20 protein-coding genes and 1 tRNA gene are annotated in these 19,700 nt (G+C 72.9%); 10 read left to right on the forward strand and 11 right to left on the reverse strand.

Features of this window, described 5'->3' with window-relative positions; genetic code table 11:
• The first annotated feature begins 184 nt into the window (after window positions 1–184).
• Complete coding sequence (locus tag ACZ597_RS07160; RefSeq protein WP_471326794.1) at window positions 185–724, forward strand: Lrp/AsnC family transcriptional regulator; 540 nt, start codon at window positions 185–187, stop codon at window positions 722–724.
• 28 nt (window positions 725–752) lie between these two features.
• Here the strand turns inward: ACZ597_RS07160 and ACZ597_RS07165 are convergent, their stop codons facing one another.
• Window positions 753–1,343, reverse strand: coding sequence for a TetR/AcrR family transcriptional regulator (locus tag ACZ597_RS07165; protein WP_471326066.1), 591 nt, complete (start codon window positions 1,341–1,343; stop codon window positions 753–755).
• Window positions 1,340–2,866 carry a 3-hydroxyacyl-CoA dehydrogenase gene (locus ACZ597_RS07170; RefSeq protein ID WP_471326068.1) on the reverse strand — a complete coding sequence of 509 codons (1,527 nt, stop codon included), beginning with the start codon at window positions 2,864–2,866 and terminating at the stop codon, window positions 1,340–1,342. Before ACZ597_RS07170 ends, ACZ597_RS07165 begins: the two co-directional genes overlap by 4 nt.
• Window positions 2,867–3,055: 189 nt before the next feature.
• Between ACZ597_RS07170 and paaN the strand changes: the two genes are divergently transcribed.
• Window positions 3,056–4,738, forward strand: coding sequence for a phenylacetic acid degradation protein PaaN (gene paaN, locus ACZ597_RS07175; RefSeq protein WP_471326071.1), 1,683 nt, complete (start codon window positions 3,056–3,058; stop codon window positions 4,736–4,738).
• On the opposite strand, the gene ACZ597_RS07180 is transcribed toward paaN, so the two are convergent.
• The 3 genes from ACZ597_RS07180 to ACZ597_RS07190 are packed head-to-tail and all read right to left on the reverse strand — an operon-like array spanning window position 4,735 to window position 7,439.
• Window positions 4,735–5,478 carry a TrmH family RNA methyltransferase gene (locus ACZ597_RS07180; protein ID WP_471326074.1) on the reverse strand — a complete coding sequence of 248 codons (744 nt, stop codon included), beginning with the start codon at window positions 5,476–5,478 and terminating at the stop codon, window positions 4,735–4,737. The two genes, paaN and ACZ597_RS07180, sit on opposite strands and share 4 nt — an antisense overlap.
• Window positions 5,479–5,487: 9 nt before the next feature.
• Window positions 5,488–6,765, reverse strand: coding sequence for an HTTM domain-containing protein (locus ACZ597_RS07185; protein WP_471326076.1), 1,278 nt, complete (start codon window positions 6,763–6,765; stop codon window positions 5,488–5,490).
• Window positions 6,753–7,439: a DUF5819 family protein gene (locus ACZ597_RS07190; protein WP_471326079.1), complete on the reverse strand. Its 687-nt coding sequence runs from the start codon at window positions 7,437–7,439 to the stop codon at window positions 6,753–6,755. Before ACZ597_RS07190 ends, ACZ597_RS07185 begins: the two co-directional genes overlap by 13 nt.
• Before the next feature lie 135 nt (window positions 7,440–7,574).
• Between ACZ597_RS07190 and paaA the strand changes: the two genes are divergently transcribed.
• The 6 genes from paaA to ACZ597_RS07220 all read left to right on the forward strand — a co-directional run bounded on the left by paaA (window position 7,575) and on the right by ACZ597_RS07220 (window position 12,478).
• Complete coding sequence (paaA, locus tag ACZ597_RS07195) at window positions 7,575–8,591, forward strand: 1,2-phenylacetyl-CoA epoxidase subunit PaaA (protein WP_125813337.1); 1,017 nt, start codon at window positions 7,575–7,577, stop codon at window positions 8,589–8,591.
• Window positions 8,588–8,872: a 1,2-phenylacetyl-CoA epoxidase subunit PaaB gene (gene paaB, locus ACZ597_RS07200; protein ID WP_362456808.1), complete on the forward strand. Its 285-nt coding sequence runs from the start codon at window positions 8,588–8,590 to the stop codon at window positions 8,870–8,872. Before paaA ends, paaB begins: the two co-directional genes overlap by 4 nt.
• Window positions 8,869–9,600: a 1,2-phenylacetyl-CoA epoxidase subunit PaaC gene (paaC, locus tag ACZ597_RS07205; protein WP_471326084.1), complete on the forward strand. Its 732-nt coding sequence runs from the start codon at window positions 8,869–8,871 to the stop codon at window positions 9,598–9,600. The genes paaB and paaC overlap by 4 nt, the downstream gene beginning before the upstream one ends.
• Window positions 9,594–10,100: a 1,2-phenylacetyl-CoA epoxidase subunit PaaD gene (paaD, locus tag ACZ597_RS07210; RefSeq protein ID WP_471326086.1), complete on the forward strand. Its 507-nt coding sequence runs from the start codon at window positions 9,594–9,596 to the stop codon at window positions 10,098–10,100. The genes paaC and paaD overlap by 7 nt, the downstream gene beginning before the upstream one ends.
• A complete protein-coding gene (locus ACZ597_RS07215; RefSeq protein WP_471326089.1) occupies window positions 10,101–11,201 on the forward strand; it encodes a 2Fe-2S iron-sulfur cluster-binding protein in 1,101 nt (366 codons plus the stop codon).
• Between the two features lie 134 nt (window positions 11,202–11,335).
• Window positions 11,336–12,478 (forward strand): acyl-CoA dehydrogenase family protein, encoded by a 1,143-nt coding sequence (locus ACZ597_RS07220; RefSeq protein ID WP_471326092.1) that lies wholly within the window; start codon window positions 11,336–11,338, stop codon window positions 12,476–12,478.
• A gap of 7 nt (window positions 12,479–12,485) precedes the next feature.
• Here the strand turns inward: ACZ597_RS07220 and ACZ597_RS07225 are convergent, their stop codons facing one another.
• The 6 genes from ACZ597_RS07225 to ACZ597_RS07250 form a co-directional block, all read right to left on the reverse strand.
• On the reverse strand, window positions 12,486–12,830 hold the full coding sequence (locus ACZ597_RS07225) for a rhodanese-like domain-containing protein (protein WP_401245765.1): 345 nt from the start codon (window positions 12,828–12,830) through the stop codon (window positions 12,486–12,488).
• Window positions 12,831–12,896: 66 nt separating this feature from the next.
• Window positions 12,897–13,727, reverse strand: a complete 831-nt coding sequence (locus ACZ597_RS07230; RefSeq protein WP_471326095.1) for a J domain-containing protein — start codon at window positions 13,725–13,727, stop codon at window positions 12,897–12,899.
• A gap of 125 nt (window positions 13,728–13,852) precedes the next feature.
• Entirely contained in the window at window positions 13,853–15,325 is a 1,473-nt protein-coding gene (locus tag ACZ597_RS07235) for a DUF2252 domain-containing protein (RefSeq protein WP_471326098.1), read from the reverse strand.
• Between the two features lie 69 nt (window positions 15,326–15,394).
• Window positions 15,395–16,054, reverse strand: a complete 660-nt coding sequence (locus ACZ597_RS07240; protein WP_471326101.1) for a response regulator — start codon at window positions 16,052–16,054, stop codon at window positions 15,395–15,397.
• 10 nt (window positions 16,055–16,064) lie between these two features.
• Window positions 16,065–17,756, reverse strand: coding sequence for a sensor histidine kinase (locus tag ACZ597_RS07245; RefSeq protein ID WP_471326104.1), 1,692 nt, complete (start codon window positions 17,754–17,756; stop codon window positions 16,065–16,067).
• Between the two features lie 130 nt (window positions 17,757–17,886).
• Window positions 17,887–17,969, reverse strand: a tRNA-Leu gene (locus ACZ597_RS07250).
• 292 nt (window positions 17,970–18,261) lie between these two features.
• Between ACZ597_RS07250 and ACZ597_RS07255 the strand changes: the two genes are divergently transcribed.
• Together ACZ597_RS07255 and ACZ597_RS07260 are read left to right on the forward strand one after the other, a co-directional pair.
• Window positions 18,262–19,068: an FhaA domain-containing protein gene (locus tag ACZ597_RS07255; protein ID WP_471326106.1), complete on the forward strand. Its 807-nt coding sequence runs from the start codon at window positions 18,262–18,264 to the stop codon at window positions 19,066–19,068.
• A gap of 10 nt (window positions 19,069–19,078) precedes the next feature.
• Window positions 19,079–19,579 carry an FHA domain-containing protein FhaB/FipA gene (locus tag ACZ597_RS07260; protein WP_405979780.1) on the forward strand — a complete coding sequence of 167 codons (501 nt, stop codon included), beginning with the start codon at window positions 19,079–19,081 and terminating at the stop codon, window positions 19,577–19,579.
• The last annotated feature ends 121 nt before the right edge of the window (window positions 19,580–19,700 follow it).

Here is a 19,700-nt window from a genome sequence, read left to right on the forward strand (position 1 = left end):
ACCTCCTCGTGGGAAGCGGGCTGGGGGCGCCACCGGGTGTGAGGCGCCTCACCAACCGATTGTTCGGTCGTTGGCGCAATTTGGCTACAGGCGGCTCCAGGCTGTGGACAAAGTGGCGCCGGGGCCCTGGGATGGGTGCAGGACGTCCAGGAGAGGGAGGCAGTGGGCAATGCCGGATGAACAAATGGCCGCAGCGGGTTCCGCACCGGTCACACCGGGGGGCGCACCTTCGGGCCCACCGGTGCCGCCACGCCCCCTGGACCCCATCGACCGATCGATCATGCGGTTGCTCCAGGCGGACGGCCGCGCGTCGATACGGTCGGTGGCGGAGCAGGTGCACGTTTCCCGGGCCAACGCCTATGCACGGATCAACCGGCTGATCGACGACGGGGTGATCCGCGGCTTCACGGCGCGGGTGAACCACGAGCGCGCGGGGCAGGGCGCGTCGGCGTACATCACGCTGAAGATCGTCCAGAACTCCTGGCGGACGGTGCGCGAGAAGCTGCGCGAGCTGCCGGGTGCGGCGCACATCGCGCTGGTCAGCGGAGATTTCGACGTCCTGCTGCTGGTCCACACGCCGGACAACCGGACGCTGCGGGAGCTGGTCCTGACCCGCCTCCAGGCCATCCCGGAGGTGCTGTCCACGCGCACGCTGCTGGTGTTCGAGGAAACGGATCTGCTGGACCCGGGCCCGTCGGGCGGCCCCGCCCTCACGGAGGACTGAGCGGGGCCGGACGGCCGGGCCGGACGGGTTACGCGGCCTTGGTGCGCAGGCCGTCCAGGGCCATGCTGACCACCGCGTCCGCGAGCTGGTCGGGGGTGGTGCCCGGGTGCGGGCGGTACCACTCGACCAGCGAGTTCACCATGCCGAACAGCAGGCGGGTGGCGAGCCGGATGTCCACGTCGGCGCGCAGGTCCCCGTCTTCGGCGGCGGCCTTGAGGAGCTCGGCGACCTGGTGGTCGAACTCGCGGCGGCGCTCCAGGGCCCACCGCTCGGTGCGGGTGTTGCCGCGCACCCGCAGCAGGAGGGTGACGTACGGCAGTTCCGCGACCAGGACCTCGACCGTGCGGCGCGTCACGTACTCGACGCGCTCGACCGCGCGGCCCCGTACGGCGCCCGGCTCGTCCAGGATCCCGAACAGGCCGTCCAGGGCCCGGCTGACGGCCCGGTGGAGCAGCTCCTCCTTGCCCGCGACGTGGTGGTAGATCGAGGACTTGGAGATCCCGGCGGCCTTCGAGAGGTGCTCCATCGAGGTGCCGTCGTAGCCGCGCTCGTTGAAGACCTGCACGGCGACGGACAGCAGCGTCTCCGGGGTGTAGGTGTCCCGCCTGGCCGTGGTCACTCGGTCCCCTCCTCTTCCCCGTCCTCGTCCTCGCCGGCCGCGTAGCCCAGCTTGAACAGTGCCAGCGAGGGCGCGTAGCGCCCGCCGGGACAGCGCTCGTCCAGGTGGTGCAGCAGGTCGTACGCCCAGTCGCGGCCGAGCCGGTCGTGCCATTCGGCGGGCCCGAGCGGGTAGTTCACGCCGAGCCGCATCGCGGTGTCGATGTCCTCCGCGGAGGCCACTCCGCGCGCCACGGCGTCGGCGGTGAGGTCGATCAGCATCGCGACGGTCCTGGCGACGATCATGCCGGGGACGTCTCCGATGACGGAGACGTCCTTGCCGAGCTTCTGGAAGAGGCCGATCGCCTCGGCGAGGGTGCGCTCGGAGGTGTCCTCGCTGGCGGACAGCGCGATCCGGGTCGCGCCGCGGTAGTCGAGCGCGAGGTCGAAGTAGACGACGTCGGCGAACTCGACCGAGGTCTTGCCGTCCGCGAGGACCAGCTGGCCCTCGCCGGGCAGCTGGATGTACGGGCCCCCGTGCTCGGTGGCGGTGACCGCGATCCCGGCCTCCTCCATCAGGTCCGCCAGGGCGGCGGCCGGGCCGAGGTCGCCGACGACGGTGACCTTCTCCGGGGCGTCCTCGGGACCCGCCGTGTGCGGGGCGGGCGCCTGCGCGTCCCCGCCGTACGGGAACCAGCCGTGTCCGGACTTGCGGCCGAGGCGGCCCGCCTGGACCAGCCGGCGCTGGGCGAGCGAGGGGGTGAACTTGGGGCTCCGGAAGAAGGAGTCCCAGACGGAGCGGGTGACGGCCTCGTTGACGTCCTGGCCGATCAGGTCGGTCAGCTCGAAGGGCCCCATCCTGAAGCCGCCGCTCTCGCGCAGGACGGCGTCGATGGTGGCGGCGTCGGCGCCCTGCTCCTCGTACACCGCGAAGGCCTCGGCGTAGAAGGGGCGGGCGATCCGGTTGACGATGAAGCCGGGGGTGTCGGCGCAGCGGACCGGCGTCTTCCCCCAGCCCAGGACCGTGCGGTACGCGAGCTCGGCGGCGGCCGGGTCGGTCGCGTGGCCGCTGACCACCTCGACGAGGGGGAGGAGCGGGGCCGGGTTGAAGAAGTGCAGTCCGAGGAAGCGGCCCGGGTGCGCCAGGCCGGCGGCGAGCTCGGTGACGGAGAGGGAGGAGGTGTTGGTCGCCAGCAGCGCGTCCGGCGAAACCACTCCTTCGAGGGCCGCGAACAGCTCGCGCTTGACGGCGACGTCCTCGACGATCGCCTCGATCACGAGGGCGGCGGGGGCGAGCCCGACCAGGGTCCCGGCGGAGTCGATCCGGCTGACGGCGTCGTCGGCCTCGGCCCGGTCCAGCCGGCCCTTGGCGACCAGCCGTTCGACCCGGCCGGCCACGGTCTGCACGGCCTCGTCGGCCCGCTCGGGCACGGAGTCGTAGAGGCGTACGCGATGACCTGCGAGGAGAGCGACCTGGGCGATGCCCTGGCCCATGGTTCCGGCGCCGATGACCGCCACAGTGCGAGCCCGCTCGATTGCTGTCATGTCCTGATCCTCCCGCACGCGGTTGTCCACAGGTCTGCCGGGCCCTCTTGTACCGACCGATCGTTCGGTTACTCTAACTCCAGTCTGCTCTTCTTCACCCGCCCCAGCCCGATCCCAGCCTGACTCCAGCCTGATCCCAGTCTGCGAACCAGCCTGATCCTGCCCGGCTCAACGAGGAGTTGGTCCCTGATGGCCGCCGAGCTCACCGTCCCCCAGCTTTCCGAGAAGCACCGGACCACCCTGGACCAGGCGCTGGATGCCATCCGCAGCCGCGCCTACTGGTCCCCGCACCCCGAGCACCCCAAGGCCTACGGGGAGAGCGCCCCGGCCGACGGCCTCGCCGCCTTCGAGGCCGTCCGCGGCACCCGCTTCGACCTCGGACAGCCCGGCACCGACGGCTGGGCGGGCGGCGAGGTCTCGCCGTTCGGCCCGGAGCTGGGCGTGGAGTACCCGCACGTCGACCCGGACGTGCTGCTGCCCGCGATGAAGGCCGGCATCTCCGCCTGGCGGGACGCCGGTCCCGAGACCCGCGCCCTGGTCTCCATCGAGATCCTCGCCCGCATCTCCGCCCGCACCCACGAGTTCGCGCACGCGGTCATGCACACCAGCGGCCAGGCCTTCATGATGGCCTTCCAGGCGGGCGGCCCCCACGCGCAGGACCGCGGCCTGGAGGCGGTGGCCTACGCGTACGAGGAGCAGACCCGGGTGCCCGGGCAGGCCGCCTGGTCCAAGCCGCAGGGCAAGAAGGACCCGCTGGAGCTCGGCAAGACCTTCACGGCCGTACCGCGCGGCATCGCGCTGATGATCGGCTGCAACACCTTCCCCACCTGGAACGGCTACCCCGGCCTGTTCGCCTCCCTCGCCACCGGCAACGCCGTCCTGGTCAAGCCGCACCCGCGCGCCGTGCTGCCGCTGGCGCTGACCGTGAAGGTGGCCCGCGAGGTCCTGGCCGAGGCGGGCTTCGACCCGAACCTGGTGGCCCTGGCCGTCGAGCGGCCGGGCGAGGGCATCGCCAAGACCCTGGCTGTCCGCCCCGAGATCAAGCTGATCGACTACACCGGTTCGACCGAGTTCGGCGACTGGCTGGAGGCCAACGCCCGCCAGGCGCAGGTCTACACGGAGAAGGCGGGCGTCAACACCGTCGTCGTCGACTCCACCGACAACTACAAGGGGATGCTGTCCAACCTGGCCTTCTCCCTGTCCCTGTACAGCGGCCAGATGTGCACCACCCCGCAGAACCTGCTGATCCCCCGCGACGGCATCGAGACGGACGCCGGCCACAAGTCGTACGACGAGGTCGTCGCCGACCTCGCCGCCTCCGTCGGCGGCCTGCTGGGCGACGACGCCCGCGCCAACGCCCTGCTGGGCGCGCTGGTCAACCCGGACGTCAAGACCCGGCTGGAGGCCGCGGCCGGCCTCGGCGAGGTCGCGCTGGCCTCCCGCGAGGTGGCCAACCCCGAGTTCCCCGACGCGGTCGTGCGCACCCCGGTGATCGTGAAGCTGGACGCCGGCAAGCCGGACCCGGAGGCGGCCTACCTGTCCGAGTGCTTCGGCCCGGTCTCCTTCGCGGTGGCGGTGGACTCCACGGCGGACGCCCTCGACCTGCTGCGCCGCACGGTGCGGGAGAAGGGCGCCATGACCGTGGGCGCGTACACCACCTCCGGTGACACCGAGCGGGCCGTCGAGGAGGTCTGCCTGGAGGAGTCGGCGCAGCTGTCGCTGAACCTGACGGGCGGGGTCTTCGTCAACCAGACCGCGGCCTTCTCCGACTTCCACGGCTCCGGCGGAAACCCGGCCGCCAACGCCGCGCTGTGCGACGGGGCGTTCGTCGCCAACCGCTTCCGCGTGGTGGAGGTCCGCCGCCAGGGCTAGGGAGTGCCCTTGGGCCCGCCCCAGTGGAAGAGGGTCATGGCCACGCTGGTGGCCAGGTTGTAGCTGGACACCTGCGGCCGCATCGGCAGCGACACGAGATGGTCCGCCCGGGCACGCAGCTCGGGCGAGATCCCGTGCCGCTCGGAGCCGAAGGCGAGCAGGGCGTCGTCCGGGAGGACGAGGGCACGGATGTCCTCGCCCTCCGGGTCGAGCGCGTACAGCGGGCCCGGCGGGAGCTCCTCCAGCTCCAGCCGGGCCACGGTCGTCGCGTAGTGCAGCCCGGCGCCGGCGCGGACCACGTTGGGGTGCCAGGGGTCGAGGTCGCCCCGGGTGACCACACCGGTGGCACCGAAGCCGGCGGCGAGGCGCACCACGGCGCCGACGTTGCCGAGGTTGCGCGGATTGTCGAGCAGCACGATGGGGGAGGGCCGGGGCGTGCTCGCCAGCGCGGCCCGTCCGGCCTCCCGGCCGGGGCGTACGGCGAGCGCGGCGACCCCGGTGGGGTGCACGCGGGGCAGCAGCTGCTTGAGCGGTGCCTGCCGCACGAGGCGGGCCACCCGCTCCTCCACGTCGGGCGCCAGCTCGGCGGCCAGCCCCCGTACGCGCCCGGGCTCGTCGGCGACGACCGCCAGCACCTCCGCCCCGAAGCGCAGGGCGTGCTTCAGCGCGTGGAACCCGTCGAGCAGCACCACGTCATCCCGCCCGGCGATCTCGGCCCATCCGCTCAGCTGCTCACTCATGCCCCGACCCTAAGGGGCGATTCCAGCCCCACCGGCAACCCCAGCCCCGCCGGCGTTTGAGGCGCGGAGGTCTGGGGGCGGAGCCCCCAGGGGGTCCGGGGCGCAGCCCCGGGGAACGGAGGAAGTGGGGGTCCCCCCGGACGGAGTCTGGGGGAGGGCAGGGGACCGGCGCCGCAGGCCACCCGCACCCGCCGCGGCGGCGGCGACCCGCGCCCCCACCCACACCAGCAACCCGGTCGGCAGGAACACCGCATCGGCGGCGATCATCGCCAGGGAGAAGAACGGCAGCCCCAGCAGCACCGCGATCCCGGCGTGCTCCAGCATCATCACCGCCAGCAGCACGTTCTTGACCCGCCGGTTGAACAGCGTGAACGGGAACGCCACCTGCACCAGCACCGTCCCGTAGGTCAGCAGCATCACCACCGGCCCGCTGGACGCCACCAGATCCGACAGCCAGGGCCACGGGGTGAAGTAGTCCAGGCTCAGCGGGTAGTACAGGGCGGTCCCGTCCTGCCACCGCGAGCCTTGGATCTTGTACCAGCCGGCGGTGGCGTAGATCAGGCACACCTCGGCCGTGATCACCAGCATTCCGGCGTTGTGCAGCAGGTTCGCGAGCACGTCGAGGGCCGCCCGCTGCTCGCCCCCGGGTTCGTAGCGGTCGGCCAGCCACCACAGCGCCGTCCCGGTGAGCAGGGTCCCGAAGACCACGAGCCAGGGCACGCCGAGGTGCCCGTTCAGCGCCCCGTAGGCGAACCCGGCGCCCAGGACCACCCACAGCACCGGCCCGGCGGCCCCGGCGGTCGCCGAGCCCCGCAGCCGGGCCCGGCGGGCGTCCAGCGACCACACCTGCCCGCAGCGGGTCAGCACGAGGTAGACCGCCATCAGGTGGATGACGTTGTCCCCGCCGTCGCCCATGAACACGCTGCGGTTCTGCAGCGACAGCACCCCGATCATGAAGAGGACCGACGTGGCCCGGGTCCGCCAGCCCAGCAGCAGCAGCGCGCTCGCGAGGAGGGAGAGCGCGTACACGGCCTCGAACCACGGCGTCGAGTCCGACCACATCAGCACCGTGAAGGCGCGGTTGGAGGCGATCAGCCGCTCGGCCAGCTGCCAGCTCCACGGCCCGTCGGGGCCGTACAGCTCGTGCCGGTGGGGGAACTCCCGCAGCAGGAAGAAGAGCCAGGTCGCGGCGAAGCCGATGCGTACGACGGCGCTCTGGTAGGGGCCCAGCGCCTGTCCGGTGGCCTTCGCGACCGCCCGCGCGAGGGCGCTCCTCACACGTTCCACCACGGCAGCTCCCGGTAGTACGTCTGGGTGTCGGTCTTCTCCCCGCTCCAGGAGGGCGCGGCCACGGAGCGGGTCGCCGAGCGCAGCTGGATCCGTACGATCCTTCCCTCTTCGGACTTCCCGCCCCTCAGCCGGTCCACGGCGATCCGCTTGAGGTACTGCTCGGCGAGCTCCCCGCGCTCGCCGTCGGGCTTGTTGTCCTCGTCGTGGGAGCCCGTGAAGAAGTCCCAGGCCCTGCGGAGCTCGTTCTGCTCCGTGTGGCTCGGCAGGGGGTCGTGGCGGATCGCCGCGCCGTCCTCGGCGGACAGGTCGCGCCAGTCGCGGGTGACGAGCTTTCCTCCGGCGGTGCGGACCTGGGCGCGGACCTCGACGGAGATGTTCTGCTGGAGCGGGTTGGGCGCGAAGAGCTTCCAGTTCTGTTCGAACTCGGGATAGATCCAGCCGTCCACGAACCGGGCGTTCTGCTTGCCGACGGTGTTGGAGGGCGCGACGTGCAGGAAGACCAGCCCGAGGTGCAGGCAGGCGCCGACGCCCAGCGCCCCCAGGGCGAGGGCCGCGAGCAGCCGGTACGGGGCGGACAGGCCCGCGATCCCGGGCGCGCGGGGCGGTGCGGGCGGCGCCGGAGCGGGTGACGGAAGGGTTCCTTCCGCAGCCTCGCGCTCGTTCGAATCCATCCCGCCCCGATCATCCGACTCATACAGGGTTGCCCACAGAGGTTGACACCCTACGGGCCGCCGTCTCACCATTGAAGAGGATGAACCGAACGATCGGTCGGTCGGGCGGACGGCACACTCTGACAGGGGACCGGGATGGTCGCAGTGACCCCGGAAACGGGCACGTCAGGCACGGTGGACGGCGCGGTGGACGGGCAGTCCGCGGACCTCGGCGCACAGCTCCGTGCGGACTTCGACGCCGCCGTGGCGGCCGACGAGCGCGTGGAGCCCCGGGACTGGATGCCCGAGGAGTACCGCGCCTCCCTGGTCCGGCAGATGGCGCAGCACGCCCACTCCGAGATCATCGGCATGCAGCCCGAGGCCAACTGGATCACCCGTGCGCCCTCCCTGCGCCGCAAGGCGATCCTCATGGCCAAGGTGCAGGACGAGGCGGGCCACGGGCTCTACCTCTACAGCGCCGCCGAAACCCTCGGCACCAGCCGCGACGAGCTGCTCGACAAGCTCCACTCGGGCAAGCAGAAGTACTCCTCGATCTTCAACTACCCCACCCTGACCTGGGCCGACGTCGGCGCCATCGGCTGGCTCGTGGACGGCGCGGCAATCACCAACCAGGTGCCGATCTGCCGCTGCTCCTACGGCCCCTACGCCCGCGCCATGGTCCGGATCTGCAAGGAGGAGTCCTTCCACCAGCGCCAGGGCTACGAGCTGCTCCTCGCCCTCTCGCAGGGCACCGAGGCCCAGCACGCGATGGCGCAGGACGCGGTGAACCGCTGGTGGTGGCCCTCCCTGATGATGTTCGGCCCGCCGGACGACGAGTCGGTCCACAGCGCACAGGCCATGGCCTGGAAGATCAAGCGCCACTCGAACGACGAGCTGCGCCAGCGCTTCGTGGACATCGCCGTCCCGCAGGCCGAGTCGCTGGGCCTGACCCTGCCCGACCCGGACATCAAGTGGAACGAGGAGCGCGGCCACCACGACTTCGGCGCCATCGACTGGGCCGAGTTCTGGGACGTCCTCAAGGGCAACGGCCCCTGCAACGAACAGCGGATCAGCCAGCGGCGCACGGCGCACGAGGAAGGCGCCTGGGTCCGCGAGGCCGCCTCCGCCTACGCCGCGAAGCACACCAGCACCGGACGAGAGGTACAGGCATGACGCAGAACTGGCCCCTGTGGGAGGTGTTCGTGCGCTCGCGCCGCGGCCTCTCGCACACGCACGCGGGAAGCCTGCACGCCCCCGACGCGGAGATGGCCCTGCGCAACGCACGCGACCTCTACACGCGGCGCAACGAGGGCGTCTCGATCTGGGTCGTGCCCTCCACCGAGATCACCGCCTCCTCGCCGGACGAGCGGGACCCGTTCTTCGCCCCGTCCGCCGACAAGCCCTACCGGCACCCCACCTTCTACGACATCCCCGAGGGGGTGCGCCACCTGTGAGCGCCGGCACCGACACCCGCACCACGGCCGCCCTCGCCCTCGGCGACGACGCGCTGATCCTCTCCCACCGCCTCGGCGAGTGGGCCGGCCACGCCCCCGTCCTGGAGGAGGAGGTCGCCCTGGCCAACATCGCCCTCGACCTGCTCGGACAGGCCCGCCTGCTGCTGTCCATGGCGGGCGACGAGGACGAGCTGGCCTTCCTGCGCGAGGAGCGTTCCTTCCGCAACCTCCAGCTGGTCGAGCAGCCCAACGGGGACTTCGCCCACACCATCGCCCGCCAGCTGTACTTCTCCTTCTACCAGCACGAGCTGTACACGGACCTCGCCGCCGGGGACGGCCCCTTCGCCCCGCTCGCGGCCAAGGCCGTGAAGGAGACCGCCTACCACCGGGACCACGCCGAGCAGTGGACGCTGCGCCTCGGCGACGGCACCGAGGAGAGCCGGTCCCGGATGCGCGCGGCGCTGGACGCCCTGTGGAAGTTCACCGGGGAGATGTTCCAGCCGGTCGAGGGCGTCCTGGACCAGGCCGCCATGGAGGCCCTGGAGGGCCGCTGGCTGGCCGCGCTGGGCGACGTACTGGACCGGGCGGGGCTCGCACTGCCCGAAGGACCGCGTACGGGCGCCTGGGCCGCCGGTGCCGGCCGCCAGGGGCTGCACACGGAGCCGTTCGGGCGGCTGATCGCCGAGATGCAGCACCTGCACCGCAGCCACCCCGGAGCGTCGTGGTGAGCGCCGGGGCCGGAACCACCCGCCTGGAGGCGGAGCTGGCCGAGCTGGCGGGTTCCGTCCCCGACCCCGAACTGCCTGTGCTGACCCTGGCCGAGCTGGGCGTCGTGCGCGGGGTCCGGATGCACGAGGACGGCCACGCCGAGGTGGTCCTCACCCCGACCTACACCGGCTGCCCGGCCATCGAGGCCATGTCCGCCGACATCGAGCGGGTCCTCACCGGCCACGGCATACCCGAGGTGCGGGTCACCACCGTGCTGTCCCCGGCCTGGTCCACCGACGACATCAGCGCCGAAGGCCGGCGCAAGCTGGCCGAGTTCGGCATCGCGCCGCCCCGCCCGCACTCCACCGGCGGACCGGTGCCGCTGACGCTGTCGGTGCGCTGCCCCAACTGCGGCTCGACGGACACCGAGCTGCTCAGCCGCTTCTCCTCCACCGCGTGCAAGGCGCTGCGCCGCTGCGTGGCCTGCCGCGAACCGTTCGACCACTTCAAGGAGCTGTAGATGGCCGCACCCCGCCACGGCGCGTTCCACCCGCTGACGGTGGCGGCAGTCGACCGGCTCACCGACGACTCGGTGGCACTGACCCTCCGGGTCCCGGAGGAACTGCGCGAGGACTACCGCCACGCCCCCGGCCAGCACCTGACGCTGCGCCGCGGAGGCACCGAGGGCACCGAGGTCCGCCGCACCTACTCGATCTGCTCCCCCGCCCCGGCCGCCGACGGCCCCGGCCCGTCCGAGCTGCGGGTGGGCGTGCGCCTGGTGGAGGGCGGCGAGTTCTCCACGTTCGCGCACAAGGAGGTCGCCGCCGGCGACGTGCTGGACGTGATGGTCCCGGCCGGACGGTTCGTGCTGGAGCCGGCCGCCGCCCCGCAGGCCGCGCACTACGGCGCGATCGTCGGCGGCAGCGGCATCACCCCGGTGCTGTCGATCGCCGCCTCGGTGCTGGCCGCGAGGCCCGACGCCCGGTTCTGCCTGGTGCGCAGCGACCGCACGGCGGCCTCGACGATGTTCCTGGAGGAGGTCGCCGACCTCAAGGACCGCTACCCCGACCGCTTCCAGCTGGTCACCGTGCTCTCCCGCGAGGAGCAGGAGGCCGGGCTGCCGTCCGGACGGCTCGACGAGGCCCGGCTGGTGTCCCTGCTGCCCGCGCTGCTGCCGGTCGAGGAGGTGACCGGCTGGTTCCTGTGCGGGCCCTACGGCCTGGTGACCGGTGCGGAGCGGGCGCTGGGTGCGCTGGGCGTCGTACGGACCCGGGTGCACGAGGAGATCTTCCACGTCGAGGAGACCGCCCCGCAGGCTCCGGCCCGCTCGGTCCCGTCGCCGGCCCACGGCCGGGTGACCGCCCGGCTCGACGGCCGCTCGGGCACCTGGCCCGTGCAGGACGGCGAGTCCCTGCTGGACACGGTGCTGCGCAACCGCGCGGACGCCCCGTACGCCTGCAAGGGCGGGGTGTGCGGCACCTGCCGGGCCTTCGTGGTCTCCGGCGACGTGCGGATGGACCGCAACTTCGCGCTGGAGGCGGAGGAGACCGACGCCGGGTTCGTGCTGGCCTGCCAGTCCCACGCCCTGACGGAGGAAGTGGAGATCGACTTCGACCGGTAGGCCCGTGGGGCGTCCGGGCGTCACGTCCGGAGGGCCCCGTCCGGGGTGTCCCGGGCCTGTCCAATTGCCGGAAGCTGCTCTATCTTGACGCACCGTCAGATCACGGCGATCCGGTGCGCGCAGGAGGACAGGCAGTGGACTTCACCTTCACCGAGGAACAGCAGGCCGCCGTCGAGGCCGCCCGGGCCGTCTTCGCCGGCGTGGCCCCCGACGGCGTCCCCAGCCCCGCGCTCACGCCCGGGGCCGTCGCGGACGACTTCGACCGGCCGCTGTGGGCCAGGCTCGCCGGCTCCGACCTGCTGGGCCTCGTCCTCGCCGAGGAGTACGGCGGGGCGGGCCTCGACGCCATCGCCCTGTGCCTCGTGCTGCGCGAAGCGGCGAGGGTGCTGGCCCGGGTGCCCCTGCTGGAGCACTGCGCCACCGCCATGGCCGTCCAGGCCCACGGCAGCCCCGAGCTGGCCGCCGCCCTGCTGCCCGGCGCCGGGAACGGCACGCTCGTCCTCACCGCGGCAGCGCACGGCCGGACCGGCCACGACCCCGCCGAACTCGCCGTCACCGCACGCCGCGAGGGCGCGGACTGGCTCCTGGACGGGGTGCAGACCTCCGTGGCATGGGCCCACGGCTGCGACTGGGTCGCGGTACCCGCCCACAGCGGCGGGGGCGAGGCCGTCCTCGCGCTCCTGCCCCGCGCCACCCCGGGGCTCACGCCCGCCGACCAGTACTCCACCAGCGGCGAGCGGCTCGCGGAACTCACCCTCGACGCGGTACGGGCGCCCGCCGCCCACGTGATCGACGCCCCCGGCGCCTGGGACCGGCTCCACCAGCTCCTGGCCACCGGGACCTGCGCCCTCGCGCTCGGCCTCGGCGAGGCCGCCCTCACCATGACCAGCCAGTACACCGGCAAGCGGGAGCAGTTCGGCTTCCCCGTGGCCACCTTCCAGGCCGTCGCGGTGCAGGCGGCCGACCGCTACATCGACCTGCGCGCCATGGAGGCCACCCTCTGGCAGGCCGCCTGGCGGCTCGACGCGGCGACCGGCGGGGCGGGCGGCCCGCTGCCCATCGCCGGGGACGTCGCCGTCGCCAAGATCTGGGCCTCCGAGGGCGTACGCCGGGTCGTGCAGACCGCCCAGCACCTGCACGGCGGCTTCGGCGCCGACACCGACTACCCGCTCCACCGCTACCACGCGTGGGCCAAGCAGCTGGAGCTCCAGCTCGGCCCGGCCGCCGCGCACGAGGAGGCGCTGGGCGACCTGCTGGCCGCCCACCCCCTGGCCTGAGCAGGGACTACAGCACGAAGGCCGGGTTCCCGCTGTCCGTCACCATCGGGCGCCCGGCGCGGTCCCACGCCTGCATCCCGCCGTCGATGTTCACGGCCTCGATGCCCTGGCGCACCAGGTACTGGGTGACCTGCGCGCTACGGCCGCCCACCCGGCACATCACGTACGCGGTACGGCCGTCCGCGACCGCCTCCGTGACCTCGCCGAAGCGCGCCACGAAGTCGCTCATCGGGACGTGCAGCGCACCCTCGACGTGCCCGGCCGCCCATTCGTCGTCCTCACGGACGTCGAGGACGAAGCCTTCGGCGGGCACCGCGGCGGCGTCCACCGAGGGAAGCGGTCCGAGGTTCATAACAGTCGCCTTCTCTCTTCACGGATCTGGTCTGCCAACCTATCCGAAGCCCCGGCCGAGCCGGGCTCAACCGGCGCTGTACGACGCCAGCTCCGCCTCGCGCTCGGAGACCTGCGCCAGCAGCTGCTCCGCGATCTCCTCCAGCAGCCGGTCCGGGTCGTCCGGAGCCATCCGCAGCATGGCGCCGATCGCGCTGTCCTCCAGCTCCTTCGCCACCAGCGAGAGCAGCTCCTTGCGCTGGGCCAGCCACTCCAGGCGGGCGTACAGCTCCTCGCTCTCGCTCGGCCGGACCTCCTCGGGCGCCGGGCCGGCCTCCCACTCCTCGGCCAGCTCGCGCAGCAGCCGCTCCTCACCACGCCCGTAGGCGGCGTTGACCCGGGCGATGAAGGCGTCGCGGCGCGTCCGCTCGGCCTCGTCCTGCGCCAGGTCGGGGTGGGCCTTGCGGACCAGCTCGCGGTACAGGCGCCGCACCTCCTCGGTGGGCCGCACCCGCTGCGGCGGCTGCACCGACCGGTCGGTGAGCATCGCGGCGGCGTCGTCGGAGAGCCCGTCCGAGCCCAGCCAGTCGTGGAACAGCTCCTCCACCCCGGGCATCGGCATGACCAGCGAGCGGGCCTCCCGGGCCCGCCGCAGGTCCTCGGGATCACCGGTGCGGGCCGCCTTCGCCTCCGCGATCAGCGCGTCCAGCTCGTCGAGCCGCGAGTACATCGGGCCGAGCTTCTGGTGGTGCAGCCGGGAGAAGTTCTCGACCTCGACCCGGAAGGTCTCCACCGCGATCTCGAACTCGATCAGCGCCTGCTCGGCGGCCCGCACGGCGCGCTCCAGCCGCGCCTCGGGCCGCCCGTCACCGGGGACGGCGGACTCTTCGGGGGCGGTGGGTTCGGTCTGCTCGCTCACCCGGCCAGCCTACGGCCCGCCCCGGGCCACGTTCCTCCCCCGGCCGCCGCCGGGAGGTGCCCCCGGTGAAACGCGGGGGATGTTTCACGTGAAACGTCCAGGCCCGGGGCCGCCGGTCCGTCCGCTCAGACGCCGAACTCCGCCGCGATACGTCCCGAGCGCACCGCCGCCACCAGATCCGCGTGGTCGGCCTCGCTCCGGTCGGCGTAGGCGATGGCGAAGGCGGCCATCGCCTCGTCCAGCTCCTCGTTCTTGCCGCAGTACCCCGCCAGCAGCCGCGGATCGGCGCTGTGCGCGTGCGCCCGGGCCAGCAGGGCGCCGGTCATCCGGCCGTAGTCGTCGATCTGGTCCACGGCCAGCGCCGCCGGGTCCACGCTGCCCTTGCGGTTGCGGAACTGCCGGACCTGGTACGGGCGCCCCTCGACGGTGGTCCAGCCCAGCAGGATGTCCGAGACCACCTGCATCCGCTTCTGCCCGGCCACCACCCGCCGGCCCTCGTGCTCCTCCTCCGGCGCGTGGAAGCCCAGCGCGGGCAGGTGCGGCAGCAGCACCGACGGCCGCGCCTCCTTCACCTGGAGCACCAGCGGCTCGCCCCGGTGGTCCAGCAGCAGCACCACGTACGAGCGGGTGCCGACGCTGCCGGTGCCGACGACGCGGAAGGCCACGTCGTGGATCGCGTAGCGGGCCAGCAGCGGCAGCCGGTCCCCCGACAGGGTCGCCAAGTACGGGCCCAGCGAGGCGGCCACGGCCGCGGCCTCTCCGTCCCCGACCCGCCGCAGCACCGGCAGCGCGTCCACGAAGCGGCGGCCTCCGTCGGCGAGGACCTCGGTCGACTTGGCGGCGAAGCGGGCCGAAGTGTTGTTGCGGGCCTTCTCCGAGACCCGCTCCAGCGTGCCCAGCAGGTCGCGGGCATCGGTGTGGGAGACCAGCTCCTCGTCCGCGATCGCGTTCCACGCGTCGAGCGCGGGCAGCTTCGCCAGCAGCCGCATGGTGCGCCGGTAGGCGCCCACCGCGTCCCGCGCCGCCGCCAGGCAGGTGTCCTCGCAGGCGCCCGCCACCCGGCCGGCGAGCACCAGGGAGGTCGCCAGCCGCTTCACGTCCCATTCCCACGGGCCGAAGACGGTCTCGTCGAAGTCGTTCAGGTCGATCACGAGCCGGCCGCGCGCGTCCCCGTACAGGCCGAAGTTGGCCGCGTGGGCGTCACCGCAGATCTGCGCGCCCACCCCGGTCACCGGACCGCCGGACAGGTCGTGCGCCATCAGCCCGGCCGCCCCGCGCAGGAAGGCGAAGGGGTTCGCGGCCATCCGGCCCACACGTATCGGGGTCAGCTCGGCGACCCGCCCCACATTGGACTCCTCCACCGCGCGGACGGCGTCCGGACGGTCCGCGGGAGCTTCGAACCGGGCGTGGGCCGCACGCGGTACGCGCAGCCGCAGCGCCTTCCCGGCCTCCTTGGGCGAACCCGTCACGTTCCGCGGCGCGAAGCCCGCGACGCGCGGGATCCGCCCGCCGTCACGCCCCCCGGCCGCCTCCGCCGCCACGCCCGACGCTCCGGCCACCAGGCCCGCCGCCGCGTACTGCTCCGGTATCGCCACCATCCGCGCTGCCCCGCCCTGTTCGCGCCACGTCGGCCACCTCGTGGCCGATCAAGTCCGGGCAGACCGTACCTACAGCCCGGCGTCCCTGGCCAGCAGGGCCGCCTGCACCCGGTTCTCGCACCCCAGCTTGGCGAGGATCCGGCTCACGTACGTCTTCACCGTCGCCTCGCTCATGTGGAGCCTGCGCCCGGCATCCGCGTTGGACAAGCCCTCCCCCAGCAGCGCCAGGACCCCACGCTCCCGCTCGCTCAGCTCCGCGACCCGCCGACGGGCCTCCTCGCCGCGCCCCGCGGCCGGCCCGGCGGCCAGCTGGTCGACCACGTGCCGGGTCGCTCCGGGCGAGAGGTACGCGTCCCCGGCCGCGGCCGCACGGACGGCGCCGATCAGCTCACCGGGCGCCGAGTCCTTCAGCAGGAAGCCCGCGCCGCCCTGGCTCAGCGCCCGCAGCACGTTCTCCTTCTCCCCGAAGGTGGTCAGGATCAGCGCCCGCACCGCCGGCGCGGCCCGCCCCAGCTCGCCCAGCGCCGTCAGCCCGTCCATCACCGGCATCTGGATGTCGAGCAGCACCACGTCCGGGGCGTGCGAGAGGGCCAGGTCGACCGCCTCCCGGCCGTTGGCTCCCTCGGCGACGACCTCGATGTCCGGAGCCGAGGTCAGGATCATCCTGATCCCCGCCCGGATCAGCGGCTCGTCGTCAGCGATCACCACTCTGATCACCTTGGCTGTCACCCGCGCGCTCCTACTGCTTGACCTCGTACGCCTGCTTGTCGACGAGCTTGCCGTCCTTGAAGCAGAACCGGAAAACGGTGTCGTCGGCGGACCACTCCGAGGTACCGCTGGAGAGCAGCGCCAGGCACTCCGAGCCCTCCGGCCGCCGCGGGCCCTTGCGGTCCATCCCGGCCGTCAGGACGCTGTCGCCGTTCGGCAGCCGCTCCCGCACCGACTTCTCGGACTCGCCCACGTGGACCGCGTCGTACTCCTCCTTGCCGATCATCGCCTTGTTCGCGGAGCCGACCAGCATCACCACCGCGGCTCCCATCACGATGATCAGCAGCACCAGCGCCGCGACGGCGATCCCGCATCCCATGGCGACGCCCCCGGTCCGGGTGCGCACCGGCACCGACAGCTCGCGGTCCAGCGCGGCCCAGTCCAGCGGCGGCGCGCCCTTCAGCGCCAGCGCACGGGCCTGCGAACGCTGCCCGAAGTCGTCGGCCACGTCCTCGACGAGCCCGGCCGGCTCCGTCCCGTACGGCAGCACGCCCGCCACCCGGAACCCGCCGTCCTCGGTCGCCCCCGCGTGCACCATGCCGCCGACCAGCCGGGCCCGCTCGCGGAGCCCCGTCAGCCCCTGCCCGCCCGACACGACCTCGCCCGGACCCCGGTCGGTCGCCGGACCGTTGGCGATCTCCACCACCAGCGAGTCGTCCTCGTAGCGCAGCTCCACGGTGATCGGCGAACCCGGAGCGTGCTTGTAGGCGTTGGTCAGCGCCTCCTGCACGATCCGGTACGCGGCGTGGTCGCAGGCGGCGACCAGCGGCCGCGGCTGCCCCGCCGTGCCGAGCCGTACATCGGTCCCCGCGGCCCGCGCGGCCTCCACGATGCCGGCGATCCCGGCCACCCCCCGTGCGGCCGGCTGAGCCTCCTCCACCGGCGCGGGCGCCTCCACCCCGTCGCGCAGGATCCCGACGACCTCGCGCAGCTCGTGCATGGCCGCCACCGAGGCCTGCCGCAGCACCCCCACCGCCTCGCGCTGGCGGTCGGTGAGCGCGGGGTCCACCTCCAGCGCCCCCGTGTGCACCGAGATCAGCGCCAGCTGGTGGCCGAGGCTGTCGTGCATGTCCTGGGCGATCCGCTGCCGCTCCCGCAGCCTGGCCTGCCCGGCGACCATGGTCCGCTCGCGCAGCAGCCGGTCGTTGCGTTCCTGGAGCGCGCTCAGCAGGGTCCGGCGCTGGTGCCAGTAGCGGCTGGCCAGACCCGGCATGACGGTCGCCGCGAGGAACAGCAGGGTGGAGAAGACGACCACCAGCAGCGGCCGCATCTGCGCCCACTGGTCGACCAGGGTGACGCCGACCTCGGCGAGGAAGGCCAGCAGGAACGCGCCGAGCGCCCGGCCCACGCCGACGATGCGGCGGCCCGCGGACCAGCCCAGCACGATGGTCACGAGGAACACCCCGGGCAGCAGCGCGCTGGCCGCGGCGCCCACCACCAGCGTGACCGCCGGCAGCCTCCGGCGCAGCAGCGTCAGCGACACCACGGCCACGACCCCGAGGGCCGTCTTCAGTCCGGAGCTGTTGCTGAGTTCGTCCACGCCGACACCGAGCAGCGCCAGCATCGCGGCGCTCGTCAGGTCACCGGCCAGCATCCGCCGAGACCAGGGTTCCGGCCCCTTCAGCCAGTCCCAGCCCGCACGCGTCCTCGCCTTGGCATCCACACGCCCGACCCTAGACACCGGCCCGTGCCGCCGGCCGCCTTCTTTCGTCGCGTGCCTGACGACGAAAGTCGTACGGGACCGGACATGCGAGAAGCCCCGATCCGGATTCCGGATCGGGGCTTCCCCGATGTGGGCGAGGGGGGATTTGAACCCCCACGTCCCGAAGGACACTGGCACCTGAAGCCAGCGCGTCTGCCGTTCCGCCACTCGCCCGAGCAGCGTCCCAGTGGTTCTTCCCTTTCGGGCCGTTCCCCTGGCGACGTCGAAACATTAACACGTCGGACGGGTCGGATTGAAATCGCTTTCCGCGGCCCCCTCACGACGACCGGCACGGCCCCTCCCGCTGTCCGCTCCGGGTGCGGGACACTGTCCCTGGCGCACCCCTACGATCCCTTGTGAGCACCAACACTCCTGCGCGCAGGACCGAAGGGGAACCAGCCGAATCCGCCACGCGTGGATACGATCAGTAAGCAGTACAGGGCGACAACGACGGAGGAGGTGCCCCATGGGAGTCCTGAAGCGTTTCGAGCAGCGCCTCGAAGGTCTGGTGAACGGCACCTTCGCCAAGGTGTTCAAGTCCGAGGTCCAGCCGGTGGAGATCGCCGGCGCCCTCCAGCGGGAGTGCGACAACAACGCCACCATCTGGAACCGCGAGCGGACCGTCGTACCCAACGACTTCATCGTGGAGCTCAGCGCGGGCGACTACGAGCGCCTGAGCCCCTACTCCGGTCAGCTCGGCGACGAACTCGCGGGCCTCGTGCGCGACTACGCCAAGCAGCAGCGCTACAGCTTCATGGGCCCCATCAAGGTGCACCTGGAGAAGGCGGACGACCTGGACACCGGCCTCTACCGGGTCCGCAGTCGCACCCTCGCCTCCAGCACCTCCCAGGACTCCCCCCAGGCCGGCCAGGGCCAGCAGGGCGGATACGGCTACCCGCCGGTCGGCGCCCCGCCCATGCCCCCCGGCCCGCCTCCGGGCGGACCCGGCGCGCGCTCCGGCGCCGCGCCGGCGGCTCCCGGCACCCCGGGGGCCACGCGCCGCTGGATCGAGATCAACGGCACCCGCCACCAGATCTCGCGCCCGACGCTCGTACTCGGCCGCAGCACCGAGGCCGATGTGCGGATCGACGACCCCGGCGTTTCCCGCCGGCACTGTGAGATCCGGACCGGAACACCCCCGACGATCCAGGATCTCGGGTCCACCAACGGCATCGTGGTGGACGGGCAGCACACCACCCGCGCTACGCTCCGCGACGGCTCGCGGATCGTCGTGGGCAGCACCACCATCATTTACCGGCAAGCCGAAGGGTGAAGCGGGGGCAATGTCAGAGCTGACCCTGACGGTCATGCGGTTGGGTTTCCTGGCCGTTCTGTGGCTGTTCGTCATCGTGGCCGTTCAGGTCATCCGCAGCGACCTCTTCGGTACGCGCGTCACGCAGCGCGGCTCGCGCCGCGGCGGCGCCGCCGCGGGCGCCCAGCAGCAGACGGGGCGGCAGGCCGCACCGCCGCAGCAGCGCCAGCGCAGGGGCGCGCCGACCAAGCTGGTCGTCTCCGAGGGCACCCTCACGGGCACCACGGTGGCCCTCGCCGGCCAGACGATCACGCTGGGCCGCGCACACGACTCCACGATCGTGCTGGACGACGACTACGCCTCCAGCAGGCATGCCAGGATCTACCCCGACCGTGACGGCCAGTGGATCGTCGAGGATCTCGGGTCCACGAACGGCACGTACCTCGACCGGACCCGGCTGACCACCCCGACGCCCATTCCGCCGGGCGCCCCGATCCGCATCGGCAAGACCGTCATCGAGCTGCGGAAGTAGTACGAGAATGAGCGAGCGGAGCGAGCGAGCCGCGGCGGTCCGTCCCACCGGGGACACGGACCCGAGCGCGCTCCCGACCGGAGGGTGGGCAGTGTGGCTCGAGACCGGTTGTACCCCGAGG

This window comes from Streptomyces sp. NPDC040718 (assembly GCF_055593565.1).

Excerpts from the sequence above, each read along its gene's own strand:
- ACZ597_RS07160 (WP_471326794.1), top strand. The coding sequence starts at position 185 with ATGGCCGCAGCGGGTTCCGCACCGGTCACACCGGGGGGCGCACCTTCG.
- ACZ597_RS07170 (WP_471326068.1), bottom strand. The coding sequence starts at position 2,866 with ATGACAGCAATCGAGCGGGCTCGCACTGTGGCGGTCATCGGCGCCGGA.
- paaN (WP_471326071.1), top strand. The coding sequence starts at position 3,056 with ATGGCCGCCGAGCTCACCGTCCCCCAGCTTTCCGAGAAGCACCGGACC.
- ACZ597_RS07180 (WP_471326074.1), bottom strand. The coding sequence starts at position 5,478 with ATGAGTGAGCAGCTGAGCGGATGGGCCGAGATCGCCGGGCGGGATGAC.
- ACZ597_RS07190 (WP_471326079.1), bottom strand. The coding sequence starts at position 7,439 with ATGGATTCGAACGAGCGCGAGGCTGCGGAAGGAACCCTTCCGTCACCC.
- paaA (WP_125813337.1), top strand. The coding sequence starts at position 7,575 with ATGGTCGCAGTGACCCCGGAAACGGGCACGTCAGGCACGGTGGACGGC.
- paaB (WP_362456808.1), top strand. The coding sequence starts at position 8,588 with ATGACGCAGAACTGGCCCCTGTGGGAGGTGTTCGTGCGCTCGCGCCGC.
- ACZ597_RS07215 (WP_471326089.1), top strand. The coding sequence starts at position 10,101 with ATGGCCGCACCCCGCCACGGCGCGTTCCACCCGCTGACGGTGGCGGCA.
- ACZ597_RS07225 (WP_401245765.1), bottom strand. The coding sequence starts at position 12,830 with ATGAACCTCGGACCGCTTCCCTCGGTGGACGCCGCCGCGGTGCCCGCC.
- ACZ597_RS07235 (WP_471326098.1), bottom strand. The coding sequence starts at position 15,325 with ATGGTGGCGATACCGGAGCAGTACGCGGCGGCGGGCCTGGTGGCCGGA.
- ACZ597_RS07255 (WP_471326106.1), top strand. The coding sequence starts at position 18,262 with ATGGGAGTCCTGAAGCGTTTCGAGCAGCGCCTCGAAGGTCTGGTGAAC.
- ACZ597_RS07260 (WP_405979780.1), top strand. The coding sequence starts at position 19,079 with ATGTCAGAGCTGACCCTGACGGTCATGCGGTTGGGTTTCCTGGCCGTT.